This is a genomic window from Variovorax sp. 01N429 (assembly GCF_056399425.1).
In genome coordinates, this window is sequence record NZ_JBFTRG010000008.1 from 206,663 (window position 1) to 222,559 (window position 15,897).

The 15,897-nt window shown below is 61.3% G+C and carries 17 protein-coding genes; 4 read left to right on the forward strand and 13 right to left on the reverse strand.

The window, feature by feature from the left end; translation table 11 throughout:
- Window positions 1-60 precede the first annotated feature (60 nt).
- Genes lysS through AC1DSF_RS16580 form a run of 3 tightly spaced genes read left to right on the forward strand, consistent with a single transcriptional unit; the run spans window position 61 to window position 3,400 of the window.
- Window positions 61-1,617, forward strand: coding sequence for a lysine--tRNA ligase (gene lysS / locus AC1DSF_RS16570; RefSeq protein ID WP_478127296.1), 1,557 nt, complete (start codon window positions 61-63; stop codon window positions 1,615-1,617).
- Window positions 1,614-2,891, forward strand: a complete 1,278-nt coding sequence (locus AC1DSF_RS16575) for an Hsp70 family protein (protein ID WP_478127297.1) — start codon at window positions 1,614-1,616, stop codon at window positions 2,889-2,891. Before lysS ends, AC1DSF_RS16575 begins: the two co-directional genes overlap by 4 nt.
- Entirely contained in the window at window positions 2,888-3,400 is a 513-nt protein-coding gene (locus AC1DSF_RS16580; RefSeq protein WP_478127298.1) for a YgjP-like metallopeptidase domain-containing protein, read from the forward strand. The genes AC1DSF_RS16575 and AC1DSF_RS16580 overlap by 4 nt, the downstream gene beginning before the upstream one ends.
- Window positions 3,401-3,408: 8 nt before the next feature.
- Here AC1DSF_RS16580 and nagZ read toward each other — a convergent pair whose 3' ends face one another.
- Genes nagZ through rnc form a run of 6 tightly spaced genes read right to left on the reverse strand, consistent with a single transcriptional unit; the run spans window position 3,409 to window position 8,040 of the window.
- Window positions 3,409-4,485: a beta-N-acetylhexosaminidase gene (gene nagZ / locus AC1DSF_RS16585; RefSeq protein ID WP_478127299.1), complete on the reverse strand. Its 1,077-nt coding sequence runs from the start codon at window positions 4,483-4,485 to the stop codon at window positions 3,409-3,411.
- Window positions 4,482-4,877, reverse strand: coding sequence for a holo-ACP synthase (gene acpS, locus AC1DSF_RS16590; protein ID WP_478127300.1), 396 nt, complete (start codon window positions 4,875-4,877; stop codon window positions 4,482-4,484). Before acpS ends, nagZ begins: the two co-directional genes overlap by 4 nt.
- The gene (locus tag AC1DSF_RS16595) at window positions 4,874-5,629 is read right to left on the reverse strand and encodes a pyridoxine 5'-phosphate synthase (protein ID WP_478127301.1); all 756 of its coding nucleotides are present in this window, start codon (window positions 5,627-5,629) and stop codon (window positions 4,874-4,876) included. Before AC1DSF_RS16595 ends, acpS begins: the two co-directional genes overlap by 4 nt.
- On the reverse strand, window positions 5,626-6,375 hold the full coding sequence (recO, locus tag AC1DSF_RS16600; protein WP_478127302.1) for a DNA repair protein RecO: 750 nt from the start codon (window positions 6,373-6,375) through the stop codon (window positions 5,626-5,628). Before recO ends, AC1DSF_RS16595 begins: the two co-directional genes overlap by 4 nt.
- A 43-nt stretch (window positions 6,376-6,418) precedes the next feature.
- The gene (era, locus tag AC1DSF_RS16605) at window positions 6,419-7,402 is read right to left on the reverse strand and encodes a GTPase Era (RefSeq protein ID WP_478127303.1); all 984 of its coding nucleotides are present in this window, start codon (window positions 7,400-7,402) and stop codon (window positions 6,419-6,421) included.
- Window positions 7,399-8,040 (reverse strand): ribonuclease III, encoded by a 642-nt coding sequence (gene rnc, locus AC1DSF_RS16610; protein WP_478127370.1) that lies wholly within the window; start codon window positions 8,038-8,040, stop codon window positions 7,399-7,401. Before rnc ends, era begins: the two co-directional genes overlap by 4 nt.
- Here rnc and AC1DSF_RS16615 point away from each other — a divergent pair.
- Window positions 8,011-8,154, forward strand: coding sequence for a hypothetical protein (locus AC1DSF_RS16615; protein ID WP_478127377.1), 144 nt, complete (start codon window positions 8,011-8,013; stop codon window positions 8,152-8,154). The genes rnc and AC1DSF_RS16615 overlap by 30 nt on opposite strands.
- Here the strand turns inward: AC1DSF_RS16615 and AC1DSF_RS16620 are convergent.
- The 7 genes from AC1DSF_RS16620 to rpoE all read right to left on the reverse strand — a co-directional run bounded on the left by AC1DSF_RS16620 (window position 8,151) and on the right by rpoE (window position 15,785).
- Window positions 8,151-8,507 (reverse strand): DUF4845 domain-containing protein, encoded by a 357-nt coding sequence (locus AC1DSF_RS16620; RefSeq protein ID WP_478127304.1) that lies wholly within the window; start codon window positions 8,505-8,507, stop codon window positions 8,151-8,153. The two genes, AC1DSF_RS16615 and AC1DSF_RS16620, sit on opposite strands and share 4 nt — an antisense overlap.
- A 32-nt stretch (window positions 8,508-8,539) precedes the next feature.
- A complete protein-coding gene (gene lepB, locus AC1DSF_RS16625) occupies window positions 8,540-9,511 on the reverse strand; it encodes a signal peptidase I (RefSeq protein ID WP_478127305.1) in 972 nt (323 codons plus the stop codon).
- A gap of 2 nt (window positions 9,512-9,513) precedes the next feature.
- The gene (gene lepA, locus AC1DSF_RS16630; protein ID WP_478127306.1) at window positions 9,514-11,325 is read right to left on the reverse strand and encodes a translation elongation factor 4; all 1,812 of its coding nucleotides are present in this window, start codon (window positions 11,323-11,325) and stop codon (window positions 9,514-9,516) included.
- Window positions 11,326-11,848: 523 nt separating this feature from the next.
- On the reverse strand, window positions 11,849-13,327 hold the full coding sequence (locus AC1DSF_RS16635; protein ID WP_478127307.1) for a DegQ family serine endoprotease: 1,479 nt from the start codon (window positions 13,325-13,327) through the stop codon (window positions 11,849-11,851).
- 56 nt (window positions 13,328-13,383) lie between these two features.
- Window positions 13,384-14,436, reverse strand: a complete 1,053-nt coding sequence (locus AC1DSF_RS16640; RefSeq protein WP_478127308.1) for a MucB/RseB C-terminal domain-containing protein — start codon at window positions 14,434-14,436, stop codon at window positions 13,384-13,386.
- A 22-nt stretch (window positions 14,437-14,458) separates the two neighbouring features.
- A complete protein-coding gene (locus AC1DSF_RS16645; protein ID WP_478127309.1) occupies window positions 14,459-15,097 on the reverse strand; it encodes a sigma-E factor negative regulatory protein in 639 nt (212 codons plus the stop codon).
- 13 nt (window positions 15,098-15,110) lie between these two features.
- Complete coding sequence (rpoE, locus tag AC1DSF_RS16650) at window positions 15,111-15,785, reverse strand: RNA polymerase sigma factor RpoE (protein ID WP_478127310.1); 675 nt, start codon at window positions 15,783-15,785, stop codon at window positions 15,111-15,113.
- Window positions 15,786-15,897: the final 112 nt, after the last annotated feature.

The window sequence follows — 15,897 nt, forward strand, 5'->3', positions numbered from 1 at the left end:
CCCGCCAGAGATAAAATGGCCGGTTGCGCGCGCCTGTCGCGTGCGCCACCATCCTGCCTCATGTCCGACCACCTGATCCCCTCTGTTCCCGCTCCTGCCGCAACGCCGGCCGCGCCCATCGACGACAACCAACTGATTGCCGAACGGCGCGAAAAACTGAAGGCGCTGCGTCAAGCACAGTCAGAAGGCAAAGGGGTCGCTTTTCCGAATGACTTCAAGCCAGCCGACCGCGCAGCCGCGCTGATCGCCACCCACGGCGAGACGCCGCCTGAAGTGCTGGACGCGAAGCCCGTGCCGGTCAGCGTCGCCGGCCGGATGATGCTCAAGCGCGTGATGGGCAAGGCGAGTTTCGCGACGGTGCAGGATTCCACCGAACGCATCCAGCTCTACGTTACGCGCGATGCCGTCGGCGAAGAAGCCTACGCCGAGTTCAAGCGCTGGGACCTGGGTGACATCGTCGGCGCCGAAGGCACCGCCTTCAAGACCAAGACCGGCGAGCTGTCGGTCAAGGTCACCAAGCTGCGCCTCCTGACAAAGAGCCTGCGGCCACTGCCCGACAAGTTCCACGGGATGGCTGACCAGGAACAGAAGTACCGCCAACGCTACGTCGACCTCATCACCGATGCGGCCGCGCGCGAACGCTTCACCGCACGCAGCCGCGCCGTGAGCGCCCTGCGCGAATTCATGGTGGCAAACGACTTCCTCGAAGTCGAGACGCCGATGCTGCACCCCATTCCGGGCGGCGCCAACGCCAAGCCTTTCGTGACGCACCACAACGCGCTCGACCAGGAGATGTTCCTGCGCATCGCGCCGGAGCTCTATCTGAAGCGGCTGATCGTGGGCGGCTTCGAGCGCGTGTTCGAAATCAACCGGAGCTATCGCAACGAAGGCATTTCGGTGCGGCACAACCCCGAATTCACGATGATGGAGTTCTACGCGGCCTACTGGAATTACCGCGACCTGATGGACTTCACCGAAACGCTGATCCGCACGATCGCCGACAAGACGGTCGGCAGCCAACAACTGAGCTACCAGGGCAAGGAAGTGGACCTCGCGAAGCCTTTCGAGCGGCTGACGATCCGCGAGGCGATCCTCAAGTACACCGATGCAGGAACGAACGTCGACGACGCGAGTTGGCTGGTCAACGCCCTGCGCAAGCTCGGCCTGACCGAAGAGAAGGACAAGCTCTCGCAACGCAGTCTCGCCAGCCTGCAGGTGATGTACTTCGAGGAGACAGTGGAAGAGAAGCTCTGGCAGCCGACCTTCATCATGGAACATCCGACTGAAATTTCGCCGTTGGCGCGCGCCAACGACGATCGTCCCGAAGTAACGGAGCGCTTTGAGCTCTACATCACGGGCCGCGAGTTCGGCAATGGTTTCAGCGAGCTCAACGACGCCGAAGACCAGGCGGCGCGATTGAATGCGCAGGTCGCAGCCAAGGACAGCGGCGACGATGAGGCGATGTACTTTGACCACGATTTCGTGCGCGCACTCGAATACGGCATGCCACCCACAGGCGGCTGCGGCATCGGCATCGATCGCTTGATGATGCTGCTGACAGATTCGCCGAGCATTCGTGACGTGATCCTGTTTCCTGCCTTGCGTCGGGAATCTTGAACACCCGCGGATCGGCGATCGGAATCGACTTCGGCACGTCGAATTCCGCCGTCGCCTTCGTCGCGGAGGACGGGAAGGCGCGTCCGCTGGCCCTCGAAGGCGCCGCGACGACGATCCCGACCGCCGTCTTCTTCAACGCCGAGGAGCGCACCACGCACTTCGGCCGCGAAGCAATCGCGCTCTACCTGGCGGGCACCGAAGGCCGGCTGATGCGATCGCTCAAGAGCCTGCTGGGCAGCTCTCTGGTGCAGGAGCAGACAGAGATCTTCAACGAGCCGGTGCGCTTCGAGGACATCATCACCCTCTTCCTTTCGGAGCTCGGAAACCGTGCCGGAAAGCAACTCGGCAAGAAGCCGAGCCGCGTGGTGGTGGGTCGCCCGGTTCGTTTCGTCGATGACGACATCGACCGCGACAAACTCGCGGAGGAGACCCTTCGGCGGGCGGTGAAGAACGCCGGACTGGGCGAAGTGTCTTTTCAATATGAGCCGATCGCGGCGGCATTCGATTACGAGCGGCGCATCAAGCGCGAAGCGCTGGTCCTGGTCGTCGACATCGGTGGCGGCACTTCCGACTTCACGGTGGTGCGCCTCGGGCCTGATCGCATGGCCGCCAGCGATCGCGCTGTGGACGTGTTGTCCACCACGGGTGTCCACATCGGCGGCACCGACTTCGACCAGCGACTGAGCCTTGAATGCGCGATGCCGCAGCTCGGCTTTCGCCATATCGGGCCACAAGGCCGCGAGGTGCCGAGCCGCACCTTTTTCGACCTCTCGTCGTGGCATCTGATCAACTGGCTCTACGCGCCGAAGGCGATCCGGCAGGTTCAGGATCTGCGCACCAACTACGTCGAACTGCGTTTGCACGACCGCCTGATGAACGTGCTTGTGAATCGCGAAGGCCACCGCATCGCGAGCGAAGTTGAAGCGGCCAAAATTCGAGCGTCCATGGCCGAAGACAGCGTGGCCATCGACCTGTCTTGTGCGGAGGCCGGCTTGTCGGCGCAGTTCGCGCCCGACGCCATGGCACTACACCTGGCCACGGCGCTCGAGAACGTGATCAGGTGCGCGCGGGAATGCGTTCAGGGAGCGATGTTGGGCGGCAACAAGCTTGATGCGATCTACCTGACAGGCGGCTCGTCGGCGCTGCGCCCATTCCAGAGCGGACTGCGCAAGGCATTTCCCGACGTCGAGATGATCGAAGGCGATCTTTTCGGCGGTGTGGCTGCTGGGCTAGCTTATGCGGCGGCCTCGAAACGCGTCGCGGAAACCGCATGAAGTATCTGGCCGCATATCCTGCGGCGCTTCGCACCCAGATCGAGCAACTCATCGAGCGCAACGGCCTTGGCGAGTGGCTGCAAAAGCGCTACGGCAGCACGCACGACATCCGCACCGACCGCGCGCTGTACGACTATGTGGGCGACATCAAGAGCCAGTTCCTGCGCAATGCAGACCCGGTGTCCAAGGTCATGTTCGACAACAAGCTCCATGTGATCCGGAACGCCCTCGGCACGCATACAACGGTTTCGCGCGTGCAAGGAAGCCGCCTGAAGGCAAAGCGCGAGATCCGGGTGGCGAGCCTGTTCAAGGAAGTGCCGGAAGAGTGGTTGCGGATGATCGTGGTGCACGAACTGGCCCACACGAAGGAGCGCGAGCACGACAAGGCGTTCTACCAACTGTGCACGCACATGGAGCCGCAATATCACCAGTTCGAGTTCGACCTGCGTCTGTATTTGACGCATCTCGACCTGGGCGGCGAACGGCTCTGGTCGGTGACCGCCGCGTAGGTCATCGTTCAATCAAGCCGCTGCATCATCTCGATGGCTTGGCGATAGGCGGTCGATTGCATGAGTGTCGTCCACTCCACTGACGGCACCTTGGGAAGCAGGCTCAGGCGGCGTGTCTCGCTCGCGGGGTTCGGCGCCCATCCGCCATCCCGGACGGCCGCGGCGAAGCCATCCAGCAATTCGTCGAGCACAGCGCCGCCGCCCAGGCTCTGGTTGCAGAGCAGCGCCAAGTCGCAGCCGGCGTGGAGAGCAGCCATGGCGGCGTCCGTATAGCTCAGCAGTCTGCCCTGTACCCGGCGCGCAGCTTCCATGCTGAGGTCGTCGCTGAATACCGCGCCTTCGAAGCGCAACTTGCCGCGCAGGATCTCCTTCAGCCACTTCGAGGAAAACCCTGCCGGTCGCCCATCGACCTTGGGGTAAATCACGTGTGCCGGCATGACCGCTGCGAGCGAGCCGACAAGCCAGTCGTAGGGGCGAGCGTCACCCGCGAGGATTGCCTTGAGGCTGCGCCGATCGACCGGCATCGCGACGTGCGAATCGGCCTTGACGAAGCCGTGCCCGGGAAAATGCTTGCCGCAATTGACCATGCCCGCTTGAAGCAATCCATGCATGAGGCTCCTGGCCAGCATCGCGACAACGCGCGGGTCGCGATGAAAGCTGCGGTCCCCGATGACGCTGCTTTCGCCGTAGTCCAGGTCCAGCACCGGTGCGAAAGTGAAGTCCACCCCGCACGCCCGGAGTTCGGCCGCCATGACGTAGCCGCAGGCCACGGCGACCTGCGCTGCCCGGAGCGGGTCGTTCATCCACATCTCGCCAAGCTTGCGCATGGACGGCAAACGCGTAAACCCATCGGTGCGAAAACGCTGGACGCGACCACCCTCGTGATCGACGCAGATGAGAACGTCCGGGCGCAGTGCCCTGATCTCGGCATTCAGGGCACACATCTGCGCACGATCTCGCCAGTTGCGGGCGAAGTGAATCACTCCCCCGACCCATGGATCAGCGAGCCGACGGCGGTCAGCAGCGTTGAGTTCGGTCCCAGCGACGTCGATGATCAGCGGGGCGTGTGGTGCTTCGTCGGTCATTGCTTTCGCTCGACGACCACGAAGCTCGCCGCATAGTCGGTTTCGTCAGTCACAGTCACGTGGGCAATCAGGCCCTCTCCTTCGAACCATTCCTTCAGGGCGCCGTGCAGCACGATCACGGGCTTGCCGCTCTTCAGGTTCGCGATCTCGCAGTTCCGCCAGGTCATCGGCATCCGCATGCCCATTCCGACTGCCTTGCTGAAGGCCTCCTTGGCCGAAAACCGAGTTGCTAGATAGCGCAGGCCGCGGTGGGGCCAGCGAGCGCTGCGGGCCTGCCAAGTCGCGTACTCGGCGTCAGTCAAGACTTTTCGGGCGAACCGGTCGCCCTGTCGCTGCAACGTGGCGGCGATGCGCCGGACGTCGCAGATGTCGGTACCGATGCCGTAGATCACTGGGCCTCGTCGATTCGGCGCAGATACTCGCGCGTCGCGGCGGCGTATCCGAGTTCGAGCGCGTCGGAGACAAAGGCATGGCCGATGGAGACCTCGCGGACATCGGGCACGGCGCGCAAAAACTCCGTGAGGTTCTCGCGGCTCAGATCGTGGCCGGCATTGACCTCGAGACCGGCCGCCTGCGCCGCCCGTGCGGCTTCGACGTAAAGCTGCAAAACGGCATCTGCCTTCGAGGTATCACGGGAGGCCGCATAGCCTTCCGTGTAAAGCTCGACGCGATCGGCCCCGACGGCTTTGGCAGCCGCCATCATTTCGGGATCCGGATCCATGAACAGGCTCACGCGCACACCTAGCGCGCGCGCTTCGGCAATCACCGGCCTGAGGCGTTCGGCATCTTCGGGAAAGCTCCACCCATGGTCGCTGGTCGACTGTGACTCGCTGTCTGGAACGAAGGTCGCCTGGTGCGGACGCAGTTCGCGGACGAACTCCATCAGGTTGTGAAAAGGATTGCCCTCGATGTTGAACTCCGCGTCGGGCCAGTCCTTGTGCAGCAGCGCGGACAGATCATGCACATCCTGCGGGCGAATGTGCCGCTCGTCCGGGCGCGGATGCACCGTGATCCCATGCGCCCCGGCGTCGAGGCACAGGGCGGCCGCGAACACGACGCTGGGGATGCCGAGCTGGCGCGTATTGCGCACCAGGGCGACCTTGTTGAGATTGACCGAAAGGGCGGTGGAGTTGGAAGTGCTCATAGGGCTTGCAGGTCCCGCATCATCTGTCGCGTACGCAGCGTTGCAACGCCGCAATGGTAGTTGAGCAAGGTGCGCAATTGGGTACGAAGCGCGCCGTTCACACCAGCACACACTCGCAGAGTCGAGGCAAATGGCGCGCGATCATCGAGCGCTGTCTGCAATAGCAACCAATCGGCGCCCTGGAGCGCAGCCTCGTCGTCGAATGCTTCCCGCAAGCCCGCCTCCGGCACGAGCGCATAGCGCGCGGCGGGCGCCAGCGGCGCCAAGGTCAGCGTCTGCGCATCGAGTGCTGGAAGCAAGCCGACTTCGCGCAACAGAAGCAGTTCGAACGCGCGCAGTGCAGCGGCTTGCGTCGCGGCCTGAGCGGCCGCGTGGTCACCTGCCAAAACCTGGACAACCGCCGCATAGGCATCGAAAAGCGCCTCGTGCGGGTCGTCGCGAGCTAGCAGGCGCAGCAAGAGTTCGTTGACGTAGTAGCCCGACAGCAGCGCCTCGCCGGTAGGCATCACGTGCCCACCCATCCACTCGGCGCCCTTGAGGGTGCGGATTTCAGCATCGCCGCTGAAGTTCAACTGCAGCGGCTGCAGCGGCAGCAAGACGGGCCGGAAATTCGAGCTCGGACGCTTCGCCCCCTTTGCAACCAGCGCAATGCGGCCGTGGTGCCGCGTGAAGGTCTCGAGGATCAGGCTCGATTCGCTCCAGTCGTAGCGATGCAGCACATAGGCCGGCTCATGAGTGGCTCGCATACCCGCAGACTTGCTCATCTCGGGTGGCCGTCACCCTTTTTGCTCATTCATAGCCGAAAGATCGCACACGGGCTTCATCGTCGGCCCAGCCGGAGCGCACCTTGACCCAAAGCTCGATGAACACCTTGGCGTCCATCAACTTTTCGAGCTCCTGGCGCGTCTCGGTACCGATGCGCTTGATGCGCTCGCCCTTGTCGCCGATGACCATCGCCTTGTGGCCGTCCCGCTCCACCACGATCGTCGCGGCGATCTTGAGCAGGCGCTTCTGGCCCTTGCGCGCAGGCGGCTCTTCCTCGAACTTGTCGATGATGACGGTGGATGTGTAAGGGAGCTCGTCGCCCGTGAGGCGAAACAGCTTCTCGCGCACCATCTCGCTCGCCAGGAACTGCTCGCTGCGATCAGTGAGTTCGTCTTCGGCGTACCACCAAGCCTGTTCGGGCAGGTATTTTTCGCAGATGCCGAAGAGGCGCTCGATGTCTTTCGAATTCTTTGCCGACATGGGCACGAACTCCGCAAAGGCATGCTTCTGCTGCATCGTCTGCAGCCACGGTGCGACGTCGGCGCGGCGATGCACGTTGTCCAACTTGTTGGCGATCAATACCGTGGGAATACCTGTGCCGAGAAGCTTGAGCACGCGCTCGTCTGCCGGCGTGAAACTACCGGCTTCGACCACAAACAGGATCAGATCGACGTCCGAAACCGCCCCGACCACCGTCTTGTTAAGAGATCGGTTCAACGCGTTGGCGTGGAGTGTCTGAAAGCCGGGCGTGTCGACGAACACGAACTGCGTGGCTCTGAGCGTGCGCATGCCCGTGATGCGGTGGCGCGTAGTTTGTGCCTTGCGCGAAGTGATGCTGATCTTCTGGCCGACGAGAGCGTTGAGCAACGTCGACTTGCCGACATTGGGCTTTCCGACGATGGCGACGAGGCCGCATCGCTGGGAAACGGGATTGGCTGCTGTGGCCGTGTGCGCGGCTTCCGCACCACCTTCTGGCAATTGGGGAGCGGAGTCTTTGGGGTCGTTCATGGGGATGCTTTCGCGCCGCGCGCCTTGAGCCGGATCAACATCGCCGCCGCGGCAGCCTGCTCGCCGGCACGGCGCGAGCCGCCAATGCCGTGCTCACGCAGACCCAGATCAGGCGCTTCGCACTCAACCTCGAAAGTCTGCTTGTGCGCCGCGCCGAGGGTTCCGACTACGCGATAAACCGGCAACTTCATTTTGTGGCCCTGAAGCCATTCCTGCAATTCAGTCTTTGGGTCCTTGGCCACAGCTTCCATGCGCGGATTGATCTCGACAGGCTCGTACAGGCGTTGCACGAGCGCTTGAGCAGCGACGAATCCGGCGTCGAGGTAGACCGCGCCGATGACGGCTTCTAAAGCGTCAGCCAGGATCGATGGCCGGTTGGGCCCTCCTGAACGTGCCTCGCCTTCCCCCAATCGCAAGAGCGGCGACAACGCCAGCTTGACCGCGAGTTGATGCAGGGTTTCCTGTTTGACCAGATTGGCCCGAACCCTGGACAGGTCGCCCTCCGGCATTTCCGAAAGGCGGGTGAAAAGCAGATGCGAGACGGCCAAATTCAGGACGGAGTCGCCGAGAAATTCGAGCCGCTCGTTGTGATCAGAGGAGAAACTGCGATGCGTCAATGCCTGCTGCAGGAGTCGCAGGTCCGCGAACGAATGCTGAAGGCGCGCCTGAAGCGCAGCCAGGCCATTGCCGGTCACGACACGATCGGCGCTGCGGGCCGGCCACCGGCAAACCTGGACGTGCGTTTCATCTAGCTCGATTGGCCTCGGTACTTGAGCACCAAAAAGGCGGGTCCAAAAAGGTGAATTTCACGATCGTAGGCAAAGGACACCACCACCTTGTCGCCGTCCTTCTTCACGTCGAGATCCCGTCCGCTGACGGACTTGAAGTCGTCGATGGCCTGCGCGCGATCGAAGATGGCGCGGACTTCAGGCACGGTCGTGCCTTCCTTGGCCTTGTTGGCGGCCTTGGTGATCGCCTGATATTCAATCAGCGTCGGAATGACCTGGGCCACCACGACGCCCACGCACGCGACCACAATGGCCACGAACAAAAGTCCCAAGAACGAGATGCCGCGCTGCTTCTGCTTTGCCTGCTGAGTCCTCATGCCCTCTTTCCCCTCGATGAATTGCCGAATACTTATTTGAATGTGCCGATCCGCCTCAGGTCACCAAAATTCATCCAGATCAAAAACGCCTTGCCGACGATGTTCGCGTCTGGAACAAACCCCCAATAGCGCGAATCGAGCGAATTGTCACGGTTGTCGCCCATCATGAAGTAATAGCCAGGCGGCACCTTGCACACGACACCTTCAACACTGTAGCGGCAATTTTCCTGATTAGGGAACGGCATGATCTCAACTTCGGAAAGCCCGGCTCGGCGCGTATCGTCGTTGAGCAGCTTGTGCTGCGTGTCCCCCAGCTTTTCGGTGTATTGCTTGAGGTAGCGCATCGTCTCTTCGTCGAAGAAATCCGGCACCGCGTCCTTGCTCACGGGCTGGCCGTTGATCGTGAGCTTCTTGTTGAGGTATGCCACCTCGTCCCCCGGGACTCCCACCACGCGTTTGATGTAATCCATGCTCGGCTTGGGCGGGTAGCGGAATACCATAACGTCCCCCCGCGCTGGCGGTCGACCATCGGTGATTTTGGTGTTGATCACAGGCAGGCGCAGGCCATAGACGAATTTGTTGACCAGGATCAGGTCGCCCGTGAGAAGCGTCGGCATCATGGAACCCGACGGGATCTTGAAGGGTTCGAAGAGGAACGACCGCAGCAGGAACACGACGAGGATCACCGGGAACAGCCCGGCGGTCCAATCCAGCCACCATGGCTGCATGATCAGGCGTTCGCTGGCCTTCGCGTCGACTGTGTCGACCTGCGTGATGCCTTGGCGACTCAGCTCCTCACGCCGTCTCGCGAGCGAGGCGTCGAGCGCTTCGGCCGCGCGTCGGCGTCTGGGCAGGAAATAGAAGCGCTCGGCGAGCCAATAGGCGCCGGTGACAACTGTTGCCAGGAAGAGCAGCAGCGCAAAGTTGCCTTCGACTGCGCCGAAATACCAGGCGCCTACATAGCCGACGAAGGCCGCGAGAATCAGGGAAGTGAGAAATGCCATCTTTAGTCTTCGACTTGAAGGATGGCGAGGAAGGCCTCTTGCGGGACCTCGACCGAGCCGATCTGCTTCATTCTTTTTTTGCCCGCCTTCTGCTTTTCAAGCAGCTTCTTCTTGCGGGTAATGTCGCCGCCATAGCACTTGGCGAGCACGTTCTTGCGCAGAGCCTTGATTGTCTCACGTGCAATGATGTTGGCCCCGATAGCTGCCTGGATCGCAACGTCGTACATCTGCCGCGAAATGATTTCGCGCATCTTCGAAACGACGGCCCTGCCACGGAACTGGCTCTGGCTCCGGTGCACGATGATCGACAGCGCGTCGACCTTTTCTCCGTTGAGCAGGATGTCGACCTTGACGACGTCCGACGCGCGATATTCCTTGAACTCGTAGTCCATGGATGCATAGCCCCGGCTCACCGATTTGAGCTTGTCGAAGAAATCGAGCACGATCTCGCCCAACGGCATTTCGTAGGTCAACATCACTTGCCGCCCGTGGTACGCCATGTTCATCTGGACGCCGCGCTTCTGGTTGGCAAGCGTCATGACCGAACCGACGTACTCCTGCGGCATATAGAGATGAACCGTGACGATCGGCTCGCGAATCTCGGACATCCGGCCGACGTCGGGCATCTTGGAGGGGTTCTCGACCATGATGACTTCGCCATCGTTCTTGACGACTTGGTAGACCACGCTGGGCGCGGTCGTGATCAGGTCCTGATCGAATTCACGCTCCAGACGCTCCTGCACGATTTCCATGTGCAGCAGGCCGAGAAAGCCGCATCTGAATCCGAAGCCCAGTGCCTGCGAAACCTCGGGCTCGTAGTGCAGCGACGAATCGTTGAGCTTGAGCTTCTCGAGGGCGTCGCGAAGAGAGTCGTACTCGCTCGCCTCGGTGGGATAGAGCCCGGCGAAGACCTGGGGCTGGATCTCCTTGAAACCCGGCAATGCCTCGGTCGCTGTGGCGGCAGCACCACCCGTGCCCGGCTTGATCAGCGTGACTGTGTCGCCCACCTTGGCAGCCTGAAGTTCCTTAATCCCGGCGATGATGAAACCCACCTCCCCGGCTTCAAGAGACTGGCGCACTTCAGTTGCGGGAGTAAACACACCCAGGTTGTCGGCGTTGTAGGTGGCGCCCGAGGCCATCATCTTGATTCGATCGCCTTTGGCGAGACGGCCATCGACAACGCGCACCAGCATCACGACACCAACGTAGGCATCGAACCAGCTGTCGATGATCATCGCGCGCAGTGCGCCGTTTGGATTGCCACGCGGCGACGGCACTTTCGCGACGATCGCCTCGAGAATTTCATCGATGCCCATGCCCGTCTTGGCCGAACATGGAATCGCGTCGGTTGCGTCGATGCCGATCACGTCTTCGATTTCAGCCTTCGCGTTATCGGGATCGGCCTGAGGCAAATCCATCTTGTTGAGCACCGGCACAACCTCGACGCCGAGGTCCAATGCGGTGTAGCAGTTGGCCACTGTCTGTGCTTCAACACCTTGGCTTGCATCGACGACGAGCAGCGCACCTTCGCATGCGGAGAGCGAGCGGCTCACCTCATAAGAGAAGTCGACGTGGCCCGGCGTGTCGATCAGATTGAGGTTGTAGACCTGCCCATCGAGCGCCTTGTAGTGCAGCGCGGCTGTCTGCGCCTTGATGGTTATCCCACGCTCTTTCTCGATATCCATCGAGTCGAGGACTTGCGCTTCCATCTCGCGCTCAGCGAGTCCACCGCAGCGTTGGATCAATCGATCCGCAAGCGTCGACTTGCCATGATCAATGTGCGCAATGATCGAAAAATTTCTGATGTGATTCATCAACGGGAACGCTTAAGTACTTGAATTGGCTTGCGCGAAGTCGGAAGCAGGCAAGAAAAAAGGGCGCGTCTACAAGAGACGCGCCCTGAACCAACAAGCAATGGCAACTGCAGTAGTTGGAACTTCATTGTAGGCAAAAAGGGGTGCGCGTACAGCGGGACCGAGGTCCGGGATTGGTCGTTGCAGGCCAGCAACATGGCTCTTATGAACAGCTTATCAACAGGATCGGTGGACCGAATGCTTAACAACTTGTGGGCGAACTGTGGACCACCGGTGGACGGCTATTGGGCATCTCGCATCGTGAAGAAGATCGGGTTCCTTATGCAAAGTTGAACCGCCACGGCTCCTATATTCTACTGATTTTCGTCGTTAGCCGATCCTGTAGTTAGCGAGTGCCAACTACGAAACAACGCTTGGTGAGTCGATTTTTTTTGATCGAGACGCTGTCTCCGCGCGACAACCCGGAAAAAAATCGAACCCAAACCCGACCGCGCGGTGGGGCCACTTGACGCACGAGAAGAGTTCAGCGTGCGGGCCGGAGCAGCGCATATTGCGCCCAGTCGCCTCGACGGAAAAGCAGGCTCACAGGCTTGTTCTTGTCCGACTTCGCAAGGGCCGCCTCGAAGTCCTTCACATTGGCCACTTCCACGTTGCTGATCGCGAGGACCACGTCCCCCTCGCGCAATCCAGCCCGAGCCGCGGCACCCGAGGCTGCATCGACCTTCACGCCACCTTTCAGCTTCAGCTCTTTCTTCTGCGCTTCAGTGAGATCGCTCAACGTCAGGCCCATCGACTTGGCAGCGGCTGATGCTGGCGTTTTGCTGGACGAGTCTTCCCGATCAGAGGTTGGCTTGATTGGCTTGTCAGGTTCGATCTCAGCGACTGTCACGTTCAAGTCCCGCAAATTGCCGCGGCGGAACACAGTCACCGAACTCTTGGTCCCGGGCTTCGTGTTTCCGACCAGGCGCGGCAGATCGCTTGGCTTATCGATGGCTTTACCGTCGAACTTGGTGATGATGTCGCCCGGCTCGATCCCGGCTTTCTCGCCCGGAGACCCTGACTCCACTCCGCGCACGAGCGCGCCTTGTGCCTTGCCGAGGCCAATCGATTCGGCGACATCCTTGGTCACCTGATCGATTTGCACGCCGATTCGCCCACGCGAAACACGGCCGAACGCACGCAACTGATCGCTCACGCGAATGGCTTCATCGATCGGGATGGAGAAGGAGATACCCATGAACCCGCCGGACCGTGAATAGATCTGGCTGTTGATGCCAACGACTTCGCCGCGCATGTTGATCAACGGGCCGCCCGAATTTCCGGGATTGATCGCCACGTCAGTCTGGATGAAGGGCAAGTAGTCGCCGGTATCCCGTTGCTTGGCGCTCACGATGCCAGCGGTGACCGTGTTCTCGAGGCCGAACGGAGACCCGATCGCCATCACCCATTCGCCGACCCGCAGCTTCGAAATGTCTCCGACCTTGACCGCAGGAAGACCTGTCGCATCGATCTTCACGACCGCCACGTCTGTCCGCTTATCTGCGCCGATGATCTTGGCCTTGAACTCACGCTTGTCCGGCAAGGTCACGAGCACCTCGGACGCGCCATCGACGACGTGGGCATTGGTCATGACGAAGCCATCCGACGAAAGGATGAAGCCCGACCCCACGCCGCGGGGCCGCTCCTCTTCCTGCGGCGCTTGAGGCCGATTCGGCCGGGGACCCTGCCGCGGCACCCCTGGCATGGGCTGGCCGAAGAAGCGCCGGAAGAACTCCTGCATCTCCTCGTCCATTTCGGGGTTGCCGCCCTGCGTCACCTTTTCGACCGTACGAATGTTGACCACGGCGGGACCGACCTGATCGACCAGATCGGTGAAGTCCGGAAGCACGCGCGTTTGGGCGGATGCCGGAGTTGATGGCAGCAATGCAGTTGTCGATACGACAGCGACAGCGCAGGCCAGCAAGCATGAGCGGAATGTGTTCCCCTCGACTTTGAACATCATCAGCTTCTTTCGTTTGAGAGACTTAGACTGAAAACACCATCTATGCGCGCCAACACTCAATGCAAGCGCGCGAGGTTTTGTGCAAAAGCGTCCAGCGCCTGCGGCGGCACCTCACCCACGGCAGTCAGCCACCATTCGCCATCCTTGTCGACCAAGCGGCGCGTGAGCGTGAAAGTGGCTCCGAGCGCAAGGAGCACTTCCTGCGGTTTGCGCTCGGCATCGTAAGGCTCCAGGAACAACGAGACAGAGGCAAGGCCATCCGAGAAAGTCCATTGCATCGTGTGCCCCTGACCTTCGCCGGCGGTAGGTCGTCGATAGCAATTCACCGGCCTGAAGCCGGCAACGTCTTTCTTCAGCGTCCACCCTTCGCGCTGCGCCGTCGTGCGCTCGAGCTCGGACTTCTCGACCCGGTAACCCGCGGTGCTGCTCATCATCTGCGTCAGCGCGTGAACCTTGATCGGTGCATCGAGCTGAAGCTCGGAAAAAGCCGACTGCTCGATCACCTTTTTGTCGCCGTCTACCGTCTGCAGCTTCAAGACCAGCCCTGACCGCCGCTCGCTCCACACGCGATAGCCGAACCGAAGTCTATCCCGCGGTTCGAGTTGCACCACGTCGGTATCGAAGCCAGCCACACGGTCCTTGCCGATCACGCGAACATCATAGAAATTGGCGATCGAGGAATCCGGAGAACCCGACAAACTCGGGAACAGTTCAAGGTTTTCCCGCTTTTCGCTTTTGACGATTTTTGATTCCGGCAGAAAGGTCACGACATGGTCGTTGCGCCGGAAAGTGGACCGGGGCGGCCCCGACAAGGCTTCGATCCGCTCCATCTGCAGATCGCCTTCGCACACGTGCCAGATCCGGGCGCTCGAGAGATTACCGGCTTCGGCGGAAACAACGAACGTGCCCGCATAGCTACGCTGCCGAGAAGCGGCATGCATGCGCTGGAGCCACTCCACGACACCCAGAGCCGGAGCGTCGCCCGCACTACTGGCGCCTTTCGCTGGCGGTGAGGGCATCCGCGTCTGCCCGACAGCAAACTGCGCCATGCACAGTGCGGCCATGAGGATCGCGGACCTGCGCGCGGGTATTTGCATCGAGACAGTCATTGCATGAGGAGCAGGCACGCAATTAGCGCGAAGGTCTTTCGAAGGTGGCATTGCGCAGGAAGCCCGACGGCAACTGGGACGCGCCGCCAACCTGCTGATGGGCCTCGAGCAATTGGTCCAGCCTCGGGTCACGAATCATGACCTGAGGATCTCCGGACCCGACGAGCACGCGCGCAGGAACCAATGTCTGCGGCGGCCTGGGGGTGTTCGCCGTTGCGACGACCGCTGAAGGAGCTTGTTGCTGCGCCAGTTGCGCATCCGCGGAACGCCCACCACCCACGCCCACCCAGTTCCAGCCTATCGCCGCCGCCGCTGCCAGAGACGCGGCGCCCGCGACCAGCTTCCAGCGAAACGCAGGTTCGTTGGCGGCTTCGCCATGCACACTCTGTACCGGACTTGCATCCACCGGTGCAGCAATGAGAGGCGGGGCTGCGGGCTCGGACGCCAATCGGCCCTGCAGCCGGGACAGGAACGTCGAACTATCGCTGCATGCCGCATGCGCGCCCGACCGAAGCACATCACCAACCAGATGGTAGGTTTGCCATACAGAACGCAATTCTTCGTCCACGCAAATTCGGCCGATGATCTGTGCGAATTCATCATCGCGCAGATGGCCATCGGCAAGCGCGGACACCTGCTCACGAACCAAGTTTGTGTTCATCTTATTCACCTGCTCACCAGCGCTTGCCGGACTGGTTGTCCAGCAAGGGTTTGACCCTGGCCGAAATCGCTTCACGTGCCCGAAAGATGCGCGACCGCACCGTGCCGATCGGACAGCTCATGACTTCGGCAATCTCTTCATAGCTCATCCCCTCGATCTCGCGCAGCGTCACTGCCTGCCGGAGCTCGGCGGGCAGTGCTTCCATCGCCGCTTCAACGGCCGCCGCAATTTCATTGGCAGCCAAAACGGATTCGGGGGTCTCGTCGCTGATTGGTTCGTTTCCGGGTCGGTAAGTTTCATCGTCGTCTTCGGAAGACGAACGCAAGGCACTCTCCGATACCGTCGGGTCGCGCTTCATGTCTACCAGCGCCTTTTTTGCCGTGTTGACTGCGATCCGATAGAGCCAGGTGTAGAACTGAGCTTCGCCGCGAAACTGATGGAGCGCGCGATAGGCTCGGATAAAAGTCTCCTGGGCGATGTCTTCGACCAGATTGACGTCCCGAACCATCCGTCCAATCAAGCGCTCGATCCGCCGCTGGTACTTGATGACGAGCAGCTCGAACGCCTTCTGGTCTCCGGCGACTGTTCGCTGAACGAGCTGAAAATCGACCTCCCCAGGTTTGGCAGCTTCGGCCGGCCCATCGGCAAGACCGGCGCCGGGTGGCACTGGGGGTGGCGAAGCTGTCATGATGAGGATTTGAGGGCGTTCGGCCCAGTCGAACTCGGCGCGCGACTTGATGGATCGGTCGGAGCAGCGCGCGAATATAGCGCACGGCGCAGATCTGTCCATCGAGCAGGCA

What these genes read in the sequence shown, in the direction of transcription:
- lysS (WP_478127296.1), top strand. Translation starts at nt 61, where the DNA reads ATGTCCGACCACCTGATCCCCTCTGTTCCCGCTCCTGCCGCAACGCCG.
- AC1DSF_RS16580 (WP_478127298.1), top strand. Translation starts at nt 2,888, where the DNA reads ATGAAGTATCTGGCCGCATATCCTGCGGCGCTTCGCACCCAGATCGAG.
- nagZ (WP_478127299.1), bottom strand. Translation starts at nt 4,485, where the DNA reads ATGACCGACGAAGCACCACACGCCCCGCTGATCATCGACGTCGCTGGG.
- AC1DSF_RS16595 (WP_478127301.1), bottom strand. Translation starts at nt 5,629, where the DNA reads ATGAGCACTTCCAACTCCACCGCCCTTTCGGTCAATCTCAACAAGGTC.
- recO (WP_478127302.1), bottom strand. Translation starts at nt 6,375, where the DNA reads ATGCGAGCCACTCATGAGCCGGCCTATGTGCTGCATCGCTACGACTGG.
- era (WP_478127303.1), bottom strand. Translation starts at nt 7,402, where the DNA reads ATGAACGACCCCAAAGACTCCGCTCCCCAATTGCCAGAAGGTGGTGCG.
- AC1DSF_RS16615 (WP_478127377.1), top strand. Translation starts at nt 8,011, where the DNA reads ATGCGTCAATGCCTGCTGCAGGAGTCGCAGGTCCGCGAACGAATGCTG.
- AC1DSF_RS16620 (WP_478127304.1), bottom strand. Translation starts at nt 8,507, where the DNA reads ATGAGGACTCAGCAGGCAAAGCAGAAGCAGCGCGGCATCTCGTTCTTG.
- lepB (WP_478127305.1), bottom strand. Translation starts at nt 9,511, where the DNA reads ATGGCATTTCTCACTTCCCTGATTCTCGCGGCCTTCGTCGGCTATGTA.
- lepA (WP_478127306.1), bottom strand. Translation starts at nt 11,325, where the DNA reads ATGAATCACATCAGAAATTTTTCGATCATTGCGCACATTGATCATGGC.
- AC1DSF_RS16635 (WP_478127307.1), bottom strand. Translation starts at nt 13,327, where the DNA reads ATGATGTTCAAAGTCGAGGGGAACACATTCCGCTCATGCTTGCTGGCC.
- AC1DSF_RS16640 (WP_478127308.1), bottom strand. Translation starts at nt 14,436, where the DNA reads ATGACTGTCTCGATGCAAATACCCGCGCGCAGGTCCGCGATCCTCATG.
- AC1DSF_RS16645 (WP_478127309.1), bottom strand. Translation starts at nt 15,097, where the DNA reads ATGAACACAAACTTGGTTCGTGAGCAGGTGTCCGCGCTTGCCGATGGC.
- rpoE (WP_478127310.1), bottom strand. Translation starts at nt 15,785, where the DNA reads ATGACAGCTTCGCCACCCCCAGTGCCACCCGGCGCCGGTCTTGCCGAT.